We start from the raw sequence: 19,083 nt of genomic DNA on the forward strand, positions 1-19,083 counted from the left end.
AACGGTTCACTCCTTTTCCTCCATCAATGTCAAACTATAGTCGATGATCGCCTTCGCCGACGGGCGGACCGATTGGTAGGAAGCGGCCATATCCGTCTGTTTCGACGGCTTCGTATTCACCTCGATGATCCACGGCTGGCCATGGATGTCAATGGCAAGATCAACGCCAAACTCTCCATACAGTCCCTCCGCTTCCGAGGCGAGAACGGCGGCGGATTCCAGTGCGATTTCTTTCAGAAGCTGTTTTTGCTGGAACGCGTCAGCTCTCGTATACCACTTCCGCAAGACATCATTGACCGCCATCAGTTCTCCGCCGCGGGCAAGGTTAGCGACAAACTGATCGGGCGGCGCTACGCGGGCGACGGCGGAAGTGACGCGCCAATCATTGTGGCGGGCGCGATGACAAAGCAGGCGAAAATCGACCGGGCGGCCGTCGAGGGTGCGAAGCTCAAGCCCTTGTTGGATGATCATCGGCGTTCGGATTTGTTGCCGCAAAGCGGAAGCTAAAGCGTCCATCGAACGATATACGGCCGTTGAAGCGGAAGTGGAATGGCGAAGACAAATTCCGTCGTCCGAATGTTGGAGGCAGAAAATCCCTCGCCCTTGGCTGCCATAGATCGGCTTGAGAAAGACGGATGGGAAAGCGTCAAGGAACGCCTCAAGCGTATGTTGACCGCTCCAGAGCGCCGTTTTCGGCAAGTGCGGGTGCAAGTACTCGTGCCGCTCAAAATGGCAGTGCACTTCCCATTTATGCAAAAAGCGATGGTTGAACATCATCCCGTTTTCTTCGGCAAGCCGAGCGAGCAGCTCGGCAAACAAAGGGGAGCGTTCGAGCTTGCGCGAGTGAAGGCGATTGTAAACGACATCGGCTGGAGGCACGTCCCGCTTGCCCCATCCGCTTTCGGTCCACTGATAGCCGCCTCCCTCTAAGTAAAGCGCCGGCGAGGACACGTAAAAAAAGAGACCACGCTTTCTAGCATATGCCGCCAATTCCTCGCAAAAATGATGGATGGATCCAAAGGCAGCCCGTTCACTTGTTTCATTGATTTCCGTCAGCACAGCCATCGTTCGTTGTTTGCTCATCGCAGTCCCTCATTTGCGCATTCGTCAGGCAAGCTCTATAATGAACAATTAGGCAAACGTTTATATCGCCATCGTATGATGACGGACGCCGTTTGGTGACAGCGGCGGGGACGGAAGGAGAAGAGGATGGAAACGTTCGTTTATTTGCTGTTTATGGTGGCGGTCGGGGCGCTCATTGGCGGGGTAACGAATTTTATCGCCATCGTGATGCTGTTTCGCCCACATGAGCCGATGTACGTGTTTGGAAAACGGCTGCCGTTTACGCCGGGATTGATTCCAAAGCGGCGGCGGGAGCTGGCCGAACAGCTCGGGAAAACGGTCGTGGAGCATTTGGTGACGCCGGAAGGATTGCGGCGCAAACTCATGGATCCGTCCTTTACGGCCGAGATGGCCGAGTGGGGGCGGGAATGGCTTCGAAAGTGGCTTGCGCGCAAAGAAACGCCGGCTGAGTTGCTTGAACGCCTCGGTATTCGCTCTCCCGCCGAGCGGCTCGAAGCGATGGCGGCCGAGCAAGCTGAGCGAGCGTATGAACGGTGGAGCGAAACGTGGCGTCTGCGGCCGATACGCGATGTATTGCCAGCGGAGTTGAAGCAGACGATGGAAGCGCGCGTCGAAAGTCTAGCGGGTTATTTGGCCGACAGGACGCTTGACTACTTTCGCAGCGAGGAGGGAAAGCAGCAGATTTCCAGCATGATCGAGCGTTTTTTCCAAGAGCGCGGGATGGTTGGAAATATGCTGCAGATGTTGCTTGGCAATGTCAATTTCGTCGATAAGGTGCAGGCGGAGCTCGGTAAATTTTTGCGCCATGCTGGCACAAGAGAGGTGCTCTCCCGCCTTCTTTGGACGGAGTGGAACAAATGGTTGGACTATCCGCTCGCAACCGTGGAAGAGATGATCGGCCGCCGGCGCATCGATGAAGCGGTGCGGTCGGCTGCCCGCCGCTTGGTGCAAAGCGGCGGCTGGCTGCATCGCCCGCTTGATGAGCTGATCGCTCCGTACGAGCAACCATTGTTTGACCGCCTCATCCCGCAGGCGGCGGCAACGGTCAGCTGCCTGTTAAGCGACAAAATCGAGGCGATTGTTGCACAGCTTGGGTTGGCGGATATTGTCCGCGACCAAGTGGAGTCGTTTTCATTACGACGATTGGAAGCGATCATTTTATCGATCGCCCGCCGTGAACTAAAGATGATTACGTATTTGGGCGCTTTGCTTGGCGGGCTGATCGGCGCCGTTCAAGGCGTCATTGGCTTATGGCTGTAGGCTGTGGCATATCGCCGCCAGATGGCGCATACGTTAGAACGTGAACGATATTCGTATAGGAGGCTCTTTTTATGTCTGAACCCCTTCATGCGCTCGCTAGACAGCTTGAGCAGGCGATTCGGGCGAGCGAGCCGTTTCAGCAGCTGAAACGGGCATACGAAGATGTCCGCCGAGATGAAACCGCCTATCGAATGTTCGCGAATGTCCGCGACATCCAGCTTCAGCTCCATGAAAAACAGATGCGCGGGGCGGCCATTTTGCCTGATGAAATCGAACAGGCGCAAAAGGCGATGGCGCTCGCCCAGCAAAACGAGAAACTCGCCCGCCTGATGGCGCTCGAGCAGCAAATGAGCATGACCATTGCCGAGGTTCAGCAAATCGCCATGAAGCCGCTTGAGGAGTTGCACCGTTCATTCATGGAAGGAAGATAGGAAAAACACCCGGTCGGGTGTTCTTTTTTTGTCCGTTTCGTCATAGTCATGAAAATGATAAGGAATGCAAAGCGGCCGCCAGCTTGCTGGCGGCGGCAAGAGAGGTTGAGACGGACAAAAGGGGGAGACAGCCGTGTATAAGCTGTTGGCGCTCAACATTGACGGAACGATTTTAAAAAACAACGGCCGCCTGCCGCGCGAAACAAAAGAGGCGGTCGACTATGTGAAGAAAAAAGGAGTTTATGTTACGTTAATCACGAGCCGCAATTTGCTTTCCGCCCGCAAAGTGGCGAAAGCGCTGCGGCTTGATGGGATGCTCATTGCATTCCAAGGAGCGATGATTGCCAGAACGCTTGATGATAGGCTGTTTGACGCCGTGATCCCTGAGGAGCGGACGTTTAATATCGTGCAAATTTTGGAAAACTTCAACTGCAACATCCGCCTCATGCATGAGCGGTATTCGCTCGGCAATCGGAAGAAAGTGAAGAAAAACCTTGTCGTGCAAACGGTTCTCTCCTCAAGCGACCCGTTTTTCTATCCGACTCAATTTGTCGATTCACTTGGCGATGTGCTGATCGACGAACCGATCGCTGTGCCGAAAATTGATGTATATTTTGCTACAGACGAAGAGAGGGATGCAGCGGCCGCTTTATTGACGAAATCGATTCCGTCCATTGATATGATTATGCAGCCAAACGGAAAAATGGAAATTGTCCCGCAAGGAGTGTCTAAACTCGCGGGGTTGCGCCGGCTGGCTCAACATATCGGCGTATCGTTGAAAGAAACGGTGATGATCGGTGACGGCCTTGACGATTTGCCGGCGATTGAAGCGGCTGGGCTCGGCGTCGCCATGGGGAACGCACCGCTTGAGGTGAAGCGGGCGGCCGACTGGGTGACGCGTTCGAACGAACAGCTCGGCGTCGCCTACATGGTGAAAGAACATTTCCGCAAACAGCAACGGATCGAGTTTTTGCAAAAACTCAAAACGAAACAGTAAGCAGCTTGAGCGGGGAGCGAACCGTGAGCGGACAACTGGCGCTTGCCGTTTTCACGAAAATCATAAAAATGAGGCCGGAGCGAATGTCCGGCTTTTTTAATCTAGTTGGCCGGGCGAGAGTCATTTCCATAAAGTCGGCGGCAAAGGTGCATTCTTCCGCTTGACGAAGGAAACAGCCGTTCAGTACACTGAAAGAAGTTTGAAAGAAAAGGTGATGAACGTGCGGATCGAAATTCAAGGACTGCCTCATCCGGAACGGTTTCAGCGCCCGCTCGAAGTGATGACCGAGCTGTTCTTCGAAGCGCCGGAGCTGTCGCTCGCGCCGCTTCCCGAGGCCGATATGGCCGTTATGTTTTCCGTCAAGAAAGACGGGTGCATCGCTGTTTCTGGGACGCTTCTCGACAAGACGTCCGGGCGCGTTGAGGAAGCGAGTCATGAATGCAGCACGCCGGCGGATGCTGACGGGAAAACGTACGAAAAACAGCTGAAAAACGCCGTTTTGCATGTCTATTTGACGTTGCTTGAGCGTTCTACCGGCCTCATTCAGCCGTGGGGCGTGCTGACCGGCGTTCGTCCGGTCAAGCTGCTTCATCAGCTTTTGCGCTCAGGCCTTTCGAAAGAAGAGGCGCACCGGAAGCTGGCTGAAGAGTATTTAGTGACAAACGAAAAAATCGAATTAATGCAAGCGATCGTGGATCGTCAGCTCACGGTCGTTCCGGATTTATACGATTTGGCCCACGAAGTGAGCATCTATATCGGCATTCCATTTTGCCCAACGAAATGCGCCTATTGCACATTTCCGGCGTACGCCATCAACGGCCGCCAAGGGTCGGTCGACGCCTTTTTGGCCGGCCTTCATTACGAAATGGAGGCGGTCGGCCGCTTTTTGCGCGAGCGCGGCATCCGCATCACAACGATTTACTATGGCGGCGGGACGCCGACGAGCATTACGGCCGACGAGATGGACCGGCTGTACGCTCATATGTATGACGTATTTCCAGACGTCGACCGCGTCCGCGAAATCACGGTCGAAGCCGGGCGTCCGGATACGATTACGCCGGAGAAGCTCGAAGTGTTGAAAAAGTGGCGGATCGACCGCATCAGCATTAACCCGCAATCCTACATTCAGGAGACGTTAAAAGCGATCGGGCGCCATCATACGGTCGAAGAGACGATCCACAAGTTTCATTTAGCAAGGCAAATGGGTATGAACAACATTAATATGGATTTAATCATCGGACTGCCCGGCGAGGGTCTGGCGGAATTTACGCATACGCTCGCCGAGACGGAGCGGCTCATGCCGGAATCGCTCACCATCCACACGCTGTCATTTAAACGGGCGTCGGAAATGACAAAGAACAAACAAAAGTACAAAGTCGCCAGCCGCGAGGAAGTGCAGGCGATGATGAAGGCTGCCCAAGAATGGACAAAGGAACACGGTTATGTCCCTTACTATTTGTATCGACAAAAAAACATTCTCGGCAACCTTGAAAACGTCGGCTACGCGCTGCCAGGTCAAGAGAGCATATACAACATTATGATCATGGAAGAGCAGCAGTCGATCATCGGCCTTGGCTGCGGGGCATCAAGCAAGTTTGTCGATCCGAAAACGCGGAAAATCACCCGCCAGGCGAACCCCAAAGAGCCGAAAGTGTACAACGAGCATTTCGCCGAATATACGGAAGAGAAAATCAATATATTAAAGGAAATATTTGGATAAATAACAACACCCCGGGAACAACCCCGGGGTGTTTTGATTAGCGGTGAAATAAAATGAGCTTGCCGCTGGCATTGACGCAACGGTGTGTTTTGTCCCAACAGCCGCGCTCGCGCAGCTTTTGTTCACCGATTTTTTTCGCTTCTTCATCATTGGCTGCTTCAAACGTTTCATCGAGCAATTTTTCTCCGTCGCGCTCAAAAGCGGTCAACGTATACATCGGCATGTCACCATCTCCTTTCGCTGAATCATCATTCATTTCTCTTTCATTTAGAGGTTTGATAGGCAAATTCCTGCTTCTGTCTGAAACTTTTTTTGAGACTGCACGTTTTAATAATGTGGATGGAAAATTTGTTTTACGTTGGGGGAATGTGGATGAGTTTAGAGATCATTGAGGTGACGAAACGGTTTGGTCAGGCGACGGCCGTCGACCATTTGACGTTGACGGTTCCAGAAGGGGAGATGTTCGGATTGCTTGGGGCGAACGGAGCGGGAAAAACGACGACCTTTCGCATGATTTTAGGCCTTCTGCTCCCGACGGAAGGGGTGATCCGTTGGCAAGGCGAACCGATTGATTACTCGAAAGGCCATCTGATCGGCTATTTGCCGGAAGAGCGCGGGTTGTACCCGAAGCTGAAAGTGCAAGAGCAGCTTTTGTATTTAGGGCGGTTGCGTGGAATGAAGAAGACGGATATTCTTCCGGAAATCGACCGCTGGCTTGAGCGCTTCCATATCCGCGATTATGCCAACAAGCGGGTGGAGGAGCTGTCGAAAGGCAACCAACAAAAAATCCAGTTTATCGCTGCTGTGCTTCATCGACCGAAGCTATTAATCTTGGATGAGCCATTCAGCGGTCTTGATCCGGTGAACGTTGAACTGTTGAAAGAAGCGGTGCTTGATTTAAAACGGAACGGCACGACCATTGTCTTCTCGAGTCATCGGATGGAACATGTGGAAGAGCTGTGCGAACATGTCTGCATTTTGCGCCGCGGCCGCGCGGTGGTGGCTGGAGCGCTGCGTGAACTGAAACGTTCGTTTGGCAAACAAATCCTTGTTATTCAAGGGGACGGGCCGTTTGAAGAATTGGCGCGGTTTCCTGGCGTTTTGCAGTGGAAGAGGACGGCGGAAGGGGTGCGGCTGCAAATCGCCAATGAGGAGACGGCACAAGCGATACTCGGCCATATAGCAGGAAAAGTCGCGGTTCGTCTGTTTGCCTTGGAAGAACCGTCTCTGAATGATATCTTTATTGAAAAAGTAGGTGCGGCGTATGAATAAGTTTTTCCTTGTGGCGGGGCATACGTATGGAACGAAGCTGAGGGCGAAAGCATTTCTTGTGACAACCGCCATCACTTGCCTGTTGATCATCGGGGTGGCCAACATTCAGCCGATCATCGAGTTTTTCACCGGTGATGAAAAGACTCATGTCGCGGTCATTGACCGCACGGGATCTTTGTACGGTCCGCTTGAGAAGCAGGTAAGCCATGACCAAATCGCGTTGACGAAAATTACGGATATGGAAAACGAAGCGAAAGAAGCAGTCAAAGAAGGCAAATGGGACGGATTGCTCGTATTGTCCATGGATGCGGAAGGATTGCCGGAAGCGGTGTATTATGCCAATACGATTGTGGACAATCAGACGCCTGAGGAACTCAAACGAGCGCTAAGCCAGCTGAAAACAGCGCTTTCAGCCGCTAAGCTCGGCCTGACGGATGAACAAATGGCAGAGCTTTACAAACCGGTTCCGTTCCAAAAGGTGGCATTGGAAAAAAACGCGAAGACGGAAGAGGAGTTGAACCAAGCGCGCGCTCTTGTTTATGTCCTTCTTTTCGCGATGTATATGTTTGTTTTGATGTATGGAGGAATGATTGCGACGGAGGTGGCGACGGAAAAATCGTCGCGCGTGATGGAAATTTTAGTGTCAAGCGTCCCGCCGGTCCAACAGCTGTTTGGCAAAATCATCGGCGTTGCTCTTGTGAGCTTGACGCAATTTTTCGTTTTTTTCGCCGTCGCTTTCGCCGCGTTAAAAACGAGCGGGCAGGAAGTGTGGCGTTTCCTCGGATTTGACCACCTGCCGGCATCGATATTTGTGTATGCACTCGTTTTTTTCTTGCTCGGTTACCTCTTGTATGCGGTGCTATTTGCCGTGCTCGGTTCGCTCGTCAGCCGGGTCGAAGATGTGCAGCCGGCGATTACGCCGGTCATGATGTTGGTTGTCGCTGCATTTATGATCGCGATGTTTGGCTTGAATGCGCCAGAGTCGGCGTTCGTGACCGGCGCCTCGTTTGTTCCCTTTTTCGCTCCGATGCTCATGTTTTTGCGCATCGGCCTCGTTTCCGTGCCGGGGTGGGAAGTGGCGCTTTGCCTTGTGCTTTTAGCGGCGACGATTGCCTTGCTGATCTATTTTGGCGCCAAAGTGTATCGAGGCGGTGTGCTGATGTATGGGCGAATGAACATTTTCAAGGATATAAAACGGGCCATTCAGCTAACAAAAAAATAAACAGCGTGACGGGGCGTTTGGGCCAATGTTTCCTTGCCGTTTCGGCAAGGCTTTCTTTTTGCCCTCTAACCGTTATGATATACTAGAAAGTACGTACAGAGAAACGGAGGAGAACGAAGTGGCGAAAGGCATCATCCATTATGAGGTTGGGGAACAAGTTGATCTCTTTTTGCTCATCAAATCAGCAACGAAAGGCATCGCCAGCAACGGCAAGCCGTTCTTAACTTTGATTTTGCAAGATAAAAGCGGCGACATTGAAGCCAAACTGTGGGATGTCTCGCCGGATGACGAAGAGCGGTATGTGCCGGAGTGCATCGTCAAAGTGGCGGGAGACATCCATAACTACCGCGGCAAATTGCAGCTGCGCATCCGTTCGATCCGTCCTGCTCATCCGGGCGATGCCGTGCGCATCGATGACTTTTTGGAGAAGGCTCCGCTCGGCCGCGAGGAAATGAAGGCGAAAGTCATGGAATACATATTTGCGATGGAAAATCCAAACATCCAGCGCATTACCCGCTATTTGTTGAAAAAATACGAAAAGGCGTTTTTTGAGTATCCAGCGGCGACGAAAAACCATCATGAATTTATCTCCGGACTGGCGTACCACGTCGTGTCGATGCTCGAGCTCGCCAAGGCGCTCATCCATCTCTATCCGTCGCTCAATAAAGATTTGCTTTATGCCGGCGTCATTTTGCATGACCTTGGCAAAGTGATTGAACTATCCGGTCCGGTATCGGCGGCGTATACGCTTGAAGGAAATTTGCTCGGACACATTTCGATCATGGTGAGCGAGATCAGCAAGGCGGCGGAACAGCTCGGCATTCAAGGTGAAGAAGTTGTCATTTTGCAACATCTTGTGCTCGCGCATCATGGCAAGGCGGAGTGGGGCAGCCCGAAGCCGCCGCTCGTCAAAGAAGCTGAGGTGCTTCATTACATTGACAATTTGGATGCGAAAATTACGATGATCGACCGCGCGCTCGAGAAGGTGAAGCCGGGCGAGTTTACGGAACGCGTTTTTGCCCTTGACAACCGCTCGTTTTACAAACCAGCGTTTTTGTCTGTTTCAAAGCCAAAAAATCCGGGTAGTAAAGAGTAGGGGCGGAAAAAGGGGGGATGATCATGATCGAACCGATCATTGAAATCGTCCCGACGACTCAGTATGAACAGGCGAAAGAAGAGTTGAACGAGCTGCGCCGACAGTGGAAGAAAGCGAAGAAGAAAACAAAGAAGAAGCGAAACGAAGCATAAGCGTTGTCCCTAAGAAAGAGGCGGCTTTCCCGCCTCTTTCTCCATGCATACTGCTCCCTTGTTGCGCGTATAGTGTACTAAGTACAAGACAAGCATACAAGGGGGAATGGCGATGCTCAGTTTGCCTTGGTGGGTGTATTTGGTTGTTGCCGGCATTATTTTCAGCGGCTATATGACCGTAAAAACGGCGGCGCGTGAGCGGGAAATCGACGAAGCATTCATTGAAAAAGAAGGGGAGATTTACATGGAGCGCATCCGAAAGGAGCGCGAGCGGCGGAAACAAGCGAAGTCCTTGCAATAGCAGGGGCTTTCTTTTTTTGGAAGATTTCGTTTGAAAGCGTTTTTTTCGAAAAATTCTCTTTCTTTTTTTGCGAATCGTGCTAGGATAATAATATCAATGGACTACCAGGAGGCAAAGTGAGGGATGACAATGAAACGCGCGTACAACTTCAACGCCGGCCCGTCAGCGCTGCCGCTTCCGGTGCTTGAACGGGCGCAAAAAGAGCTGCTTAATTTTCAAAACACCGGCATGTCGGTTATGGAATTAAGCCACCGAAGCAAGGAATACGAGGCTGTCCATCATGCGGCGAAAGAGCGGCTCAAGCGGCTTCTAAATGTGCCGGACGGATATGACATTTTATTTTTGCAAGGCGGGGCGAGCCTGCAGTTTTCAATGGTGCCGATGAACCTCCTCACGGAAGGGAAAATCGGCTGTTATGTGCTGACCGGGGCATGGTCGGAGAAAGCGCTGAAAGAAGCGCAAAAAATCGGTTTGACAACGGTCGTCGCTTCGAGCAAAGAAGCGAACTACACATACATTCCGCCGCTTGATGACGTCCAATGGCCGAAAAACGCCGCCTATGTCCATATTACGTCAAACAACACGATCTTCGGCACTCAATGGAAGGAATTTCCGAACACGCCGGTTGACTTGGTCGCGGATATGTCGAGCGATATTTTAAGCCGTCCGTTCGATGTCAGTCAATTTGCCCTCATTTACGCCGGGGCGCAGAAAAATCTCGGCCCGTCAGGAGTCACGGTTGTCATTCTCCGCAACGATTTGCTTGAGCGCATTCCGGACGGGCTGCCGACGATGCTTGATTACCGGACGCACCAGAAGAGCAATTCGCTGTACAACACGCCGCCGACGTTTGCGATTTACATGCTGTCGCTCGTGCTCGAATGGGTCGAAGAGCAAGGCGGTGTGGCGGCGATGGAAGAGCGCAACCAGCAAAAGGCGGCCGTGCTGTATGAGGCGATTGATGAAAGCGGCGGCTTTTACAAACCGCACGCCGAAAAGGGAAGCCGTTCGCTCATGAACGTCACCTTTACGCTTCCAAATGAGGAGCTGACGAAAACGTTCCTCGCCGAGGCGAAAGAACGCGGGTTTGTCGGGCTCGGCGGGCACCGATCGGTTGGCGGCTGCCGGGCGTCGATTTACAACGCGGTGCCTCTTGAGGCGTGCGAAGCGCTTGCGTCGTTTATGAACGAGTTCCGCCGCCGTTTTGCCTGAAAATTTCTTCTTCACTTTTACACTGCAAAGTGATATAATGATAGAAAAATTCTCGAGCAAAAGATATAGACGAGGAGAGATGAGGAGAGATGAGCATGAATGTGAGAGCATTAGTATCGATGGCGCTGTTAGTCGGAATCGGAGCCGTGTTGCACGCGGTCATTCCGGGGTTGTTTTTCGGAATGAAGCCGGATATGATGCTGGCGATGATGTTTTTGGCGATTTTGCTTTTTCCAAACGTCAAAGCGGTCGGCCTTGTCGGCGTCGTCACTGGCTTGATCTCAGCCATGACGACGACGTTCCCGGGCGGACAGCTGCCGAATATGATCGATAAGATCATCACCGCCTTTGTCGTGTTTGCCCTAGCGACTTTGATGAAAGCATACAGCCAAACGGTCATTGGGGCTTCAGTGCTGGCGGCAGTCGGCACGGTCATTTCCGGCGGGGTGTTTTTGGCTGCGGCGCTCTTGCTTGTCGGGTTGCCGGGCGGAGCGACGTTTTCGGCGCTGTTTGTCACCATCGTGCTGCCGACAGCGGCGTTGAACGCAGTGGCGATGGCCATCATCTATCCGATCGCATCGTCGATTTTCCGACGGATGAACGTTACAGCGCACGTGTAGACGGCGAAAAACCCGATCATTGCTGGTCGGGTTTTTTGCTATCAAAGAGAGAGTAGGAAAAAAATACTTATGCTCCATTTGTTTTTAACGCGTATTAGACATAGCTGAGAAGCCAAGCGGTGAGCAAGCAAATGAACGCTATTCCAATATAGCGCAAAGTCCGTTCTTTCAGCAATGCTTTCGGCGGGTACGCCCGCGCTTTCCATAAGGCGAAAAATGCGTTTATAAAAAGACAGAAAAATAAGAATCCGACAGCGATAAGCAGCCATTGTATATACACCATGGCATTCTCCTCCTGTATGCGCCAAGCGCCTTATGCTTACTACTATGAATATGCAAAAAAAATCATAAAAATAAATACTTTTGTCTTTATTCCTTTTTGTTTTATTGATATAATGGAAAGTAAAAAATACGGTGAGGGAAGAGTGGGTGGAACGATGAAAGCGACAGAACAGCATTATTCCATCAAAGAGGCGATGTTATTCAGCCAACGAATTGCCCAGCTGAGCAAAGCGCTATGGAAATCGATTGAAAAAGATTGGCAGCGGTGGATCAAGCCGTTTGACTTGAACATTAACGAACATCACATTTTATGGATCGCCTACCACTTCAAAGGAGCCTCGATTTCGGAAATCGCCAAGTTCGGTGTGATGCATGTGTCGACGGCGTTCAACTTCTCAAAGAAATTAGAAGAAAAAGGATTGCTTTCGTTTTCCAAAAAACAGGATGACAAGCGCAATACGTACATTGAGTTGACGGAAAAAGGAGAAGAAGTGTTGATGAAGCTGATGGAGACGTATGACCCGACGAAAAATGCCGTTTTCAATGGGGCGTTGCCGTTGCGCGAGTTGTACGGAAAGTTTCCAGAAATTTTAGAAATGATGTGCATCGTCCGCAACATTTATGGCGATGATTTCATGGAAATTTTTGAGCGGTCGTTTGAAAACATTAAAGAAGATTTTATCGAGCAGGACGGCAAACTTGTCAAGCGAAAGCCGAAAACGGAAGAGCACGAGAAAGAATTGGCCAGCCAGGCTAACTGATGGTGCGAATGAGCGTTTTCAGCTCGGTCATCAGCGGGACAAACATTTGTTGGGCCAAAAGGGCGTCAACTGTCTGTTCCAGCGGAAGGTTCGGATGAAGCATCCCAGCAAACTGCACGAGCAGGGGAGTGAAAATTGTCAACCCTTCCGCTTTTTGCTGTTCGTATTGGTCGGCAAGCTCTTGGCAAAACGCCAAGAAGGCGTCGACTTCTTCTTTGGTCAAATCCGCGCGGATGATGAGGGAATAAAATGGTTTTTTCGTTTCGTCGATCATTTCCATCAGCAGAGACTGGTGAAATTCCAGCTTGGCCACTCGCTTTTCCAACGATTCCATATATCGTGCTCCTTTTGGTGACGAAAATGTGACCGTTTTTACGTATATTTTACCGAATTTGTGCGCATTCACCAATAGAAAAATCGGTTTGTGTCCGGAAAAAGAAAAATGATTGATTTCCAGCCATGAACGATGTAAAGTTAAAGCCATGGGCGGCGTTTGGTGAAGATCAAAGAGGAGGGGAACAGTTTTGGTGCTTTATTTCATCCTCCTGGCGGTTACGGTCTTATTTTTTATCAACCAGCTCACACACTCGCTTTGCGCGCAGCGTGACATCCCGGAGGAGCAGCAGCCGGCGGTTTTTCGCACGATTAATGTCCTTATTACGATTTTATTAATCTCTTCTTACTTTGAAGTGTTGTTTACATGACTTTTCCCTGCTCTGACGGTTGATGCGGGGATTGTTATGTTTTTCTTTTGATGGAGTGAGTTCCATTGTCGTTGCCTCTCCCTTCGTTTCAAGGAAGGCGGCAAAAAAGGGTGCTCCTTTTGCGGGAGCACCCTCTTTCGTTTAGTAGATGACGCAGGCGCAGCCGACAATGATTAGCAAAATAAACAGCACAACAATCAACGCAAAGCCTCCGGAATAAGGTGCGCTCATCGTAACACCCCCTTTCGGCAAGAAGAAGCCTGTCGAGCGCTTCATCCTCATCATATGTATGGCAAGCGTGCATGTTATGGGCGGATGACTAAAGCGGAAAGAGGTTTTTTTTTCATTGGAAATATGGTATAGTTATTGTCGTGGCTGAAGAGGCGAGCATGTTGTTTCTTGGGCGCGCTTGGGCGCCATTCGATCTGCGCCGCTTGAAAGCGTGGGAACATTCAATCGAAAAAAGATGTAGGAGTTGTGAAGCGAATGAAAAAATGGATGATGGCCGCTGCCGTCGTTTCGCTCATGGCTTTGTCGGCCTGCAGCAACGACGGTTCGGAAGCGATTGTGGAAACGAAAAACGGCAATATTACGAAAGACGAATTTTATAATGAGATGAAAGAGCGCGTCGGCAAATCCGTCCTTCGTGATTTGATTGACGAAAAAGTGTTGAGCAAAAAATACAAGGTAACCGATGAAGAGATCGACCGCGAAATCGAACGAATCAAGGAAGCGTATGGAACGCAATATGATTTGGCCGTGCAGCAGAACGGAGAAAAAGTGATCCGCGAAATGGTCAAGCTCGATTTGCTGCGGACGAAAGCGGCCGTTGAAGACATAAAAGTGACGGAGAAAGAGCTGAAGGAGTATTATGACAACTACAAGCCGAAAATTCGCGCCAGCCATATTTTGGTCAAAGATGAAAAAACAGCAAAAGAAGTAAAGGCGAAGCTTGATAAAGGCGAGGATTTCGCCAAGTTGGCCAAAGAATACTCCCAAGATCCAGGCTCGGCGTCCAACGGCGGCGATTTAGGCTGGTTTGGCCCAGGGAAAATGGTCAAGGAGTTTGAAGAAGCCGCCTATAAGCTGAAAGTCGGCGAAGTGAGCGATCCGGTGAAAACGGATTACGGCTACCATATCATTAAAGTGACGGACAAAGAAAAGAAAAAGTCGTTCAACGAAATGAAAGACGAAATTGCGTTTGAAGTCAAACGGAACAAGCTTGATCCTGCGACGATGCAGTCAAAAGTGGACAAATTGGTGAAAGATGCCGGTGTTGAGATCAAAGACAAAGATTTGCAAGATGTGATCGAGCAGCAAGGAAAACAGTAAAAAAACGGAAGCAGAACATCCCTGCTTCCGTTTTTTTATTTGTGGGCTTGACCTTTCTGCTGTTCAACAACGGGAGATCAGCCGAGCTGCTCGCGAATGGCGGCCGCGATCGCCTGCAGGTCAGCGGGCGTATAGTCGCTTGCATGCGACTTCCAGACCGCGCCAAACCCATCCCCTTTGCCGTAGCGTGGAATGAGGTGAAGATGGTAATGGAACACCGTCTGCCCCGCTTGCTCGCCATTGTTGTTCAATAAGTTGAGCCCGACCGGGGAAAATGCTCGCCTGAGTGCATTGGCAATCGTCGGCACTGCGCGAAACAGTTGGCCGGCCGCCTCCGACGTGAGGGTGAAAATGTTTTCCGTATGTACTTTCGGGATGACAAGCGTATGCCCTTTTGTCACTTGGCTGATGTCCAAAAACGCGAGCACATGGTCGTCTTCGTACACTTTCGCCGCGGGCAATTCGCCGTTAATGATTTTGCAAAAAATGCAATCGCTCACTGTGGTCACCCTTTCCTTCCTATTTTCTTCATTTTACCATAAAAAAACCGGGATGTAATCCCGCAACGCAGGTTACATCCCGGTTGGTGAAAAGGGGAGAGGATGATTCAAGCAAATGTGCGTTTGATGAACACCCCATTTGCAGCAAAAATTGGTTCGGCGTGAGCGCTTCCTTTGTTCAACGTGACCATCCCCTTTGGACAGGCTCGTTGCTTCCCAGCAACGAATGCGATGGTCGCTTCCTAGGAACGTTTACAACGTTTTGCGGCTCACAACGGTGTCTTTGACGAACACCCCATTTCGGATGGATCGTTCATCAACTTTTTGATTCCTCATCCCCTCTTCGCTATTTATCATGCCCGGCTTGAGTGAGTTTATGCAAAAGAACGGTGTGATCTTTTTTGGTAAGCGAGGCTATAGTTTGGTACAATGGGGACAAAGGCCAGAACGGAAAGGGAGCGGACGATGACGCTTTTAGAAGTGAAGGATCTATCCGGAGGCTACACGGCGCAAAACGTGCTTGAAGACGTGACGTTTGTGGTCGACCGCGGCGAAATGGTCGCCTTGATCGGCCTAAATGGAGCCGGCAAAAGCACGACGATCAAACATATTATCGGCTTGATGGAACCGCGCCGCGGCGCGATTTCCATTAACGGCTATCGGCTTGCGGACGGGCCGGAAACGTATCGAAGGCAGTTTGCTTATATCCCGGAAACGCCGGTGTTGTATGAAGAATTGACGCTTGAGGAACATTTGCGTCTAGCAGCGATGGCGTACGGGTTGAGCGAAGCAGAGTATGAACGCCGCCTTCCGCCGCTGCTTCGCGAGTTTCGATTGGAGCGGCGGCTTTCCTCGTTTCCGGCTCATTTTTCGAAAGGAATGAAGCAAAAAGTCATGATTGTATGCGCCTTTTTGCTTGAACCGCCGCTTTATATCATCGATGAGCCGTTTCTCGGCCTCGATCCGCTTGCCATTCACGCCCTGCTTGAGCGAATGAATGAACAGAAAGCGAAGGGGGCGGGCATTTTGCTGTCGACGCACATTTTAGCGACGGCAGAGCGGTATTGCGACTCATTCGTTATTTTGCACAACGGCCGCGTCAAGGCCAAAGGGACGCTCGATGACATTCGCCGCCAGTTCGGGCTGCGGGGGGCGTCGCTTGATGAACTGTACGTCGAATTGACAAAGGACGATGCGCCATGATTGACGCCCGCCGTCTTTGGAAGCAGCGTTTCCAATTGGAATGGCGAAAACGGATCCGCTACTTGCGCTATATGTTCAACGACCATTTGCTCGTCGGTTTGATCATTGTGCTTGGCGGCATAGCGGTGATGTACGAGCGCTGGGCGGCGGCGCTTCCTGACTCGTTTCCGTATCCGGCTATTGCGGCGGTCGTGTTCGGCTGGGCGGCGGCCGCTGGATCGGTGCGCACCTTGTTCCGCGAGGCGGATACGGTGTTTTTATTGCCGGCGGAAGAACGGCTCGGTCCGTATATTCAGCGGGCGTTTTTCGTCTCATGGTTATGGCAGGCGTACGGCCTTTCTTTGCTTTTGCTGTTGGCGGGTCCACTGCATGCTCGCTTTTCCCCGGTGTCATGGCCGCTTTTTTTGTTCGGTCTTTTCTGCTTCAAAGGATGGAGCTTATGGGCCAGTTGGCAAGGAAGCTACATCGCCGATCCGTCTTTTCATCGCTTTGGCGCATTTACGCGTTTCATCCTAGCGGCGGTGTTCGTTTATTTGGTGCTGGTTGCGGCCCCATGGCCATTTTTTGTCGTTTTGGTCGGTTTGATGGCCGTTCTGTCCATCTGTTTGTCACGGTTGACGAGAGGGAAAACATGGAAATGGGAACGGATCATCGTGGAAGAACAGCGAGCGGCCACGGCGTTTTACCGGCTGGCCAACTTGTTTACCGACGTTCCGGAATGGAGGGAGGCGGCAAAGCGGCGGCGCTGGCTTGATTCGCTGCTCGCTTTGATTCCGTACGACAAGCGGCATGTGTTTTTTCATTTGTATGCCCGCACGTTTTTGCGCGCCGGCGGGTATGCTGGTCTGTATGTCCGTCTCACTGCGATTGGAGGCTTCATGTTGGCTGTGATCGATCACCAATACGGGCGGGCGGCCATCGCATTTTTGTTTCTTTACGCGACCGCTGTTCAATTGGCCGCGCTGCCTTCCCATCATCGCTATTCGCTATGGCCGCGGCTGTACCCGTTGCCGCAGGCGCAACCGGATGCTGCGGCGGTTCGGTTGCTTTCCATTCTGCTGATTGGGCAAAATACGGTATTCCATCTCGTACTGTTGGCTGTTTCCCCGCGCCTTCTTTGGCTCGCCACTTGGCTTGGCGGAAACATATGGGGGCTTTGGATGGCAGGGCGGTACGTGCGCCTGCAACGTGGGCAGAAAGCCGGACGCTAGTGCTGTTTGTGCTGGCGCCGGCGTTTTTCATTTTCAATGGATGGCCGAAGCTTTCACACCTTTTTTCCCGCTTCATATGCTGTAGTACACCGGCCTGGGCGCATGTCCAGCGGGTCGGGCTGGAAGTTGGGAAGAAAGGGGAATGATTCATGGGTGTAGAGCTTGTAGCGCTGCACTGGATTTACTTGCTGTTCATCGTGCTCATTATTGGGTTTATGGTCGCCCGCAAAGATACATCGCTCATTTGCATTGCCGGCATCTTTTTATTGGCGGCGGTCGCTACCCATTCGTTGAGCGCGGCGGTCAGCGGAGTGTTTAACAGCTTTATTTACGCGATTACGGAGCTATTGCCGACGATTTTAGTCATCTCTATTATTGTGGCGATGAGCAAAGTGTTGTCGGCCACCGGCATCAATGATGTCATGGTTTCGCCGTTTGTCCGTTTCATCCGTACGCCGGCTTGGGCGTATTGGACGATCGGAATTTTGATGATGATCATTTCTTGGTTTTTCTGGCCGTCTCCGGCTGTTGCTCTCATGGGGGCAGTTCTGTTGCCGGCAGCGGTCCGAGTGGGCTTGCCGGCGTTGGGAGTGGCGATGGCGATGAACTTGTTCGGGCATGGCATCGCGCTTTCCGGCGATTTTATCATCCAAGGGGCGCCGAAATTAACGGCCGATGCCGCCGGGCTGCCGGTCGGCGATGTCATCGCTGCCAGTGTGCCGCTTGTTTTTGTAATGGGGGCCGTCACAACGGTCACGGCGTTTTACTTGCTGCGCCGTGACATGAAGCGAGGGCGACTGGCAAGCGGGGAGGAGGAAATGGCTGCAACGGTCGATTCGACGCTGGAGAAAACAAGTCATTTACTGACGGGACAAACGAAAAAATGGCTTGCGCTGTTGATTCCGATTTTGTTCGCCCTTGATGTCATCGCGATGTTTTATTTGCGGTTGCAAGGCGGGGAAGCGACCGCCTTGGTTGGTGGGACAGCGATTTTCATTTTGATTCTCATCTCCGTTCTCGCCCATCGGCAAGAAAGTTTTGCGGAAGTGACAAATTACTTTATTGAAGGGTTTCAGTTCGGGTTTAAAGTGTTCGGCCCTGTTATTCCGATCGCCGCGTTTTTCTATCTTGGCGATGCGGGGTTTGTGAAAATCATCGGCGACTATTTGCCACAGGCATCGCAAGGCATCGTCAACGATTTAGGGGTTGCCTTGGCTCATGCGGTGCCGCTGAACAATGAGGTGGGGGCGGTTACGCTCACGATCGTCGGGGCGATTACTGGTCTTGACGGCTCCGGGTTTTCCGGCATCTCGCTCGCCGGTTCGATCGCTCATTTGTTTTCTGTAGCGATCGGCGGCGGAACGGCAACGTTGACGGCGCTCGGCCAAATCGCCGCCATTTGGGTCGGCGGCGGCACGCTCGTTCCGTGGGCGCTCATTCCAGCCGCAGCGATCTGCGGGGTTGACCCGTTTGAGCTGGCGCGCCGCAACCTCATTCCTGTTGCTGTCGGCTTGGTGGTTACGACCGTTGTCGCCATGTTTCTCATCTGAACAGAAAGCTGTCCCGTGCGGCCGGGGCAGCTTTTTTGCTATAATGGGCATGGACTTAAAAATCGGTCGATTTTTTGACAGTTCGCCTTCTTCTCTATACATTGGGTACGGAAAGCTGTATAGTGAAAAGGAGATAGGCAATGTTTGAAGGCAAGAAAAGGCGAAACCATTGAC

General features: G+C 51.6%; 23 protein-coding genes. 17 read left to right on the forward strand and 6 right to left on the reverse strand.

All coding sequences use genetic code 11. From position 1 onward, the window contains the following. Positions 1-6: 6 nt before the first annotated feature. Positions 7-1,083 carry a YheC/YheD family endospore coat-associated protein gene (locus GT3570_RS03070; protein WP_062898428.1) on the reverse strand — a complete coding sequence of 359 codons (1,077 nt, stop codon included), beginning with the start codon at positions 1,081-1,083 and terminating at the stop codon, positions 7-9. A 126-nt stretch (positions 1,084-1,209) separates the two neighbouring features. Here GT3570_RS03070 and GT3570_RS03075 point away from each other — a divergent pair, with 126 nt between their 5' ends. The 4 genes from GT3570_RS03075 (at position 1,210) to GT3570_RS03090 (ending at position 5,491) form a co-directional block, all read left to right on the forward strand. Then, complete coding sequence (locus GT3570_RS03075; protein WP_062898429.1) at positions 1,210-2,343, forward strand: DUF445 domain-containing protein; 1,134 nt, start codon at positions 1,210-1,212, stop codon at positions 2,341-2,343. A gap of 71 nt (positions 2,344-2,414) precedes the next feature. Then, a complete protein-coding gene (locus GT3570_RS03080; RefSeq protein ID WP_021322507.1) occupies positions 2,415-2,774 on the forward strand; it encodes a YlbF/YmcA family competence regulator in 360 nt (119 codons plus the stop codon). Positions 2,775-2,907: 133 nt separating this feature from the next. Next, positions 2,908-3,771, forward strand: coding sequence for a Cof-type HAD-IIB family hydrolase (locus GT3570_RS03085; protein WP_011230145.1), 864 nt, complete (start codon positions 2,908-2,910; stop codon positions 3,769-3,771). Positions 3,772-3,985: 214 nt separating this feature from the next. Beyond that, positions 3,986-5,491, forward strand: coding sequence for a coproporphyrinogen III oxidase (locus GT3570_RS03090; RefSeq protein WP_020278971.1), 1,506 nt, complete (start codon positions 3,986-3,988; stop codon positions 5,489-5,491). Positions 5,492-5,528: 37 nt separating this feature from the next. Here GT3570_RS03090 and GT3570_RS03095 read toward each other — a convergent pair whose 3' ends face one another. After that, positions 5,529-5,714 carry a YhzD family protein gene (locus tag GT3570_RS03095; RefSeq protein WP_014194986.1) on the reverse strand — a complete coding sequence of 62 codons (186 nt, stop codon included), beginning with the start codon at positions 5,712-5,714 and terminating at the stop codon, positions 5,529-5,531. A 149-nt stretch (positions 5,715-5,863) separates the two neighbouring features. Between GT3570_RS03095 and GT3570_RS03100 the strand changes: the two genes are divergently transcribed. The 7 genes from GT3570_RS03100 (at position 5,864) to GT3570_RS03130 (ending at position 11,366) form a co-directional block, all read left to right on the forward strand. Next, the gene (locus GT3570_RS03100) at positions 5,864-6,763 is read left to right on the forward strand and encodes an ABC transporter ATP-binding protein (protein WP_011230148.1); all 900 of its coding nucleotides are present in this window, start codon (positions 5,864-5,866) and stop codon (positions 6,761-6,763) included. Beyond that, complete coding sequence (locus tag GT3570_RS03105; protein ID WP_011230149.1) at positions 6,756-7,985, forward strand: ABC transporter permease; 1,230 nt, start codon at positions 6,756-6,758, stop codon at positions 7,983-7,985. Before GT3570_RS03100 ends, GT3570_RS03105 begins: the two co-directional genes overlap by 8 nt. 118 nt (positions 7,986-8,103) lie before the next feature. Continuing rightward, positions 8,104-9,081, forward strand: coding sequence for a 3'-5' exoribonuclease YhaM (gene yhaM / locus GT3570_RS03110; protein ID WP_011230150.1), 978 nt, complete (start codon positions 8,104-8,106; stop codon positions 9,079-9,081). A gap of 23 nt (positions 9,082-9,104) precedes the next feature. After that, positions 9,105-9,233, forward strand: a complete 129-nt coding sequence (locus GT3570_RS03115) for a hypothetical protein (RefSeq protein ID WP_014194989.1) — start codon at positions 9,105-9,107, stop codon at positions 9,231-9,233. Between the two features lie 112 nt (positions 9,234-9,345). Continuing rightward, positions 9,346-9,534, forward strand: coding sequence for a sporulation YhaL family protein (locus tag GT3570_RS03120; RefSeq protein ID WP_011230152.1), 189 nt, complete (start codon positions 9,346-9,348; stop codon positions 9,532-9,534). A 129-nt stretch (positions 9,535-9,663) separates the two neighbouring features. Continuing rightward, positions 9,664-10,746 (forward strand): 3-phosphoserine/phosphohydroxythreonine transaminase, encoded by a 1,083-nt coding sequence (gene serC, locus GT3570_RS03125; protein ID WP_011230153.1) that lies wholly within the window; start codon positions 9,664-9,666, stop codon positions 10,744-10,746. A 95-nt stretch (positions 10,747-10,841) separates the two neighbouring features. Next, positions 10,842-11,366, forward strand: coding sequence for a tryptophan transporter (locus tag GT3570_RS03130; protein ID WP_011230154.1), 525 nt, complete (start codon positions 10,842-10,844; stop codon positions 11,364-11,366). Positions 11,367-11,460: 94 nt separating this feature from the next. On the opposite strand, the gene GT3570_RS03135 is transcribed toward GT3570_RS03130, so the two are convergent. Further along, entirely contained in the window at positions 11,461-11,649 is a 189-nt protein-coding gene (locus tag GT3570_RS03135) for a membrane protein YhzF (RefSeq protein WP_013146234.1), read from the reverse strand. Between the two features lie 154 nt (positions 11,650-11,803). Between GT3570_RS03135 and GT3570_RS03140 the strand changes: the two genes are divergently transcribed. Beyond that, positions 11,804-12,409, forward strand: a complete 606-nt coding sequence (locus GT3570_RS03140; protein ID WP_171011198.1) for an HTH-type transcriptional regulator Hpr — start codon at positions 11,804-11,806, stop codon at positions 12,407-12,409. On the opposite strand, the gene GT3570_RS03145 is transcribed toward GT3570_RS03140, so the two are convergent. After that, positions 12,402-12,743, reverse strand: a complete 342-nt coding sequence (locus tag GT3570_RS03145) for a YhaI family protein (RefSeq protein WP_011230157.1) — start codon at positions 12,741-12,743, stop codon at positions 12,402-12,404. The two genes, GT3570_RS03140 and GT3570_RS03145, sit on opposite strands and share 8 nt — an antisense overlap. Before the next feature lie 190 nt (positions 12,744-12,933). Between GT3570_RS03145 and GT3570_RS03150 the strand changes: the two genes are divergently transcribed. Beyond that, the gene (locus GT3570_RS03150; protein WP_011230158.1) at positions 12,934-13,113 is read left to right on the forward strand and encodes a hypothetical protein; all 180 of its coding nucleotides are present in this window, start codon (positions 12,934-12,936) and stop codon (positions 13,111-13,113) included. Between the two features lie 141 nt (positions 13,114-13,254). On the opposite strand, the gene GT3570_RS17720 is transcribed toward GT3570_RS03150, so the two are convergent. After that, positions 13,255-13,344, reverse strand: a complete 90-nt coding sequence (locus GT3570_RS17720; RefSeq protein ID WP_021322511.1) for a YjcZ family sporulation protein — start codon at positions 13,342-13,344, stop codon at positions 13,255-13,257. 255 nt (positions 13,345-13,599) lie between these two features. Between GT3570_RS17720 and GT3570_RS03155 the strand changes: the two genes are divergently transcribed. Further along, positions 13,600-14,445: a peptidylprolyl isomerase gene (locus GT3570_RS03155; RefSeq protein WP_021322512.1), complete on the forward strand. Its 846-nt coding sequence runs from the start codon at positions 13,600-13,602 to the stop codon at positions 14,443-14,445. Positions 14,446-14,522: 77 nt separating this feature from the next. On the opposite strand, the gene GT3570_RS03160 is transcribed toward GT3570_RS03155, so the two are convergent. Beyond that, positions 14,523-14,945 (reverse strand): HIT family protein, encoded by a 423-nt coding sequence (locus tag GT3570_RS03160; RefSeq protein ID WP_014194996.1) that lies wholly within the window; start codon positions 14,943-14,945, stop codon positions 14,523-14,525. Positions 14,946-15,410: 465 nt separating this feature from the next. Here GT3570_RS03160 and GT3570_RS03165 point away from each other — a divergent pair, with 465 nt between their 5' ends. The 3 genes from GT3570_RS03165 to GT3570_RS03175 all read left to right on the forward strand — a co-directional run bounded on the left by GT3570_RS03165 (position 15,411) and on the right by GT3570_RS03175 (position 18,909). Further along, entirely contained in the window at positions 15,411-16,148 is a 738-nt protein-coding gene (locus GT3570_RS03165) for an ABC transporter ATP-binding protein (RefSeq protein ID WP_011230161.1), read from the forward strand. After that, positions 16,145-17,359, forward strand: a complete 1,215-nt coding sequence (locus GT3570_RS03170) for an ABC transporter permease (RefSeq protein ID WP_023633883.1) — start codon at positions 16,145-16,147, stop codon at positions 17,357-17,359. Before GT3570_RS03165 ends, GT3570_RS03170 begins: the two co-directional genes overlap by 4 nt. Positions 17,360-17,508: 149 nt before the next feature. After that, positions 17,509-18,909 (forward strand): hypothetical protein, encoded by a 1,401-nt coding sequence (locus tag GT3570_RS03175; protein ID WP_021322513.1) that lies wholly within the window; start codon positions 17,509-17,511, stop codon positions 18,907-18,909. Positions 18,910-19,083 lie beyond the last annotated feature (174 nt).

It is taken from the genome of Geobacillus thermoleovorans, from assembly GCF_001610955.1.
Lineage (GTDB): Bacteria > Bacillota > Bacilli > Bacillales > Anoxybacillaceae > Geobacillus > Geobacillus thermoleovorans.

Coding starts and splice junctions, on each gene's coding strand:
- GT3570_RS03170 (WP_023633883.1), top strand. CDS start 16,145: ATGATTGACGCCCGCCGTCTTTGGAAGCAGCGTTTCCAATTGGAATGG.
- GT3570_RS03120 (WP_011230152.1), top strand. CDS start 9,346: ATGCTCAGTTTGCCTTGGTGGGTGTATTTGGTTGTTGCCGGCATTATT.
- GT3570_RS03100 (WP_011230148.1), top strand. CDS start 5,864: ATGAGTTTAGAGATCATTGAGGTGACGAAACGGTTTGGTCAGGCGACG.
- GT3570_RS03095 (WP_014194986.1), bottom strand. CDS start 5,714: ATGCCGATGTATACGTTGACCGCTTTTGAGCGCGACGGAGAAAAATTG.
- GT3570_RS03145 (WP_011230157.1), bottom strand. CDS start 12,743: ATGGAATCGTTGGAAAAGCGAGTGGCCAAGCTGGAATTTCACCAGTCT.
- GT3570_RS03115 (WP_014194989.1), top strand. CDS start 9,105: ATGATCGAACCGATCATTGAAATCGTCCCGACGACTCAGTATGAACAG.
- GT3570_RS03070 (WP_062898428.1), bottom strand. CDS start 1,083: ATGAGCAAACAACGAACGATGGCTGTGCTGACGGAAATCAATGAAACA.
- GT3570_RS03165 (WP_011230161.1), top strand. CDS start 15,411: ATGACGCTTTTAGAAGTGAAGGATCTATCCGGAGGCTACACGGCGCAA.
- GT3570_RS03075 (WP_062898429.1), top strand. CDS start 1,210: ATGGAAACGTTCGTTTATTTGCTGTTTATGGTGGCGGTCGGGGCGCTC.
- serC (WP_011230153.1), top strand. CDS start 9,664: ATGAAACGCGCGTACAACTTCAACGCCGGCCCGTCAGCGCTGCCGCTT.
- GT3570_RS03175 (WP_021322513.1), top strand. CDS start 17,509: ATGGGTGTAGAGCTTGTAGCGCTGCACTGGATTTACTTGCTGTTCATC.
- GT3570_RS03135 (WP_013146234.1), bottom strand. CDS start 11,649: ATGGTGTATATACAATGGCTGCTTATCGCTGTCGGATTCTTATTTTTC.
- GT3570_RS03155 (WP_021322512.1), top strand. CDS start 13,600: ATGAAAAAATGGATGATGGCCGCTGCCGTCGTTTCGCTCATGGCTTTG.
- GT3570_RS03090 (WP_020278971.1), top strand. CDS start 3,986: ATGAACGTGCGGATCGAAATTCAAGGACTGCCTCATCCGGAACGGTTT.
- GT3570_RS03080 (WP_021322507.1), top strand. CDS start 2,415: ATGTCTGAACCCCTTCATGCGCTCGCTAGACAGCTTGAGCAGGCGATT.
- GT3570_RS03105 (WP_011230149.1), top strand. CDS start 6,756: ATGAATAAGTTTTTCCTTGTGGCGGGGCATACGTATGGAACGAAGCTG.
- GT3570_RS17720 (WP_021322511.1), bottom strand. CDS start 13,344: ATGAGCGCACCTTATTCCGGAGGCTTTGCGTTGATTGTTGTGCTGTTT.
- GT3570_RS03130 (WP_011230154.1), top strand. CDS start 10,842: ATGAATGTGAGAGCATTAGTATCGATGGCGCTGTTAGTCGGAATCGGA.
- GT3570_RS03140 (WP_171011198.1), top strand. CDS start 11,804: ATGAAAGCGACAGAACAGCATTATTCCATCAAAGAGGCGATGTTATTC.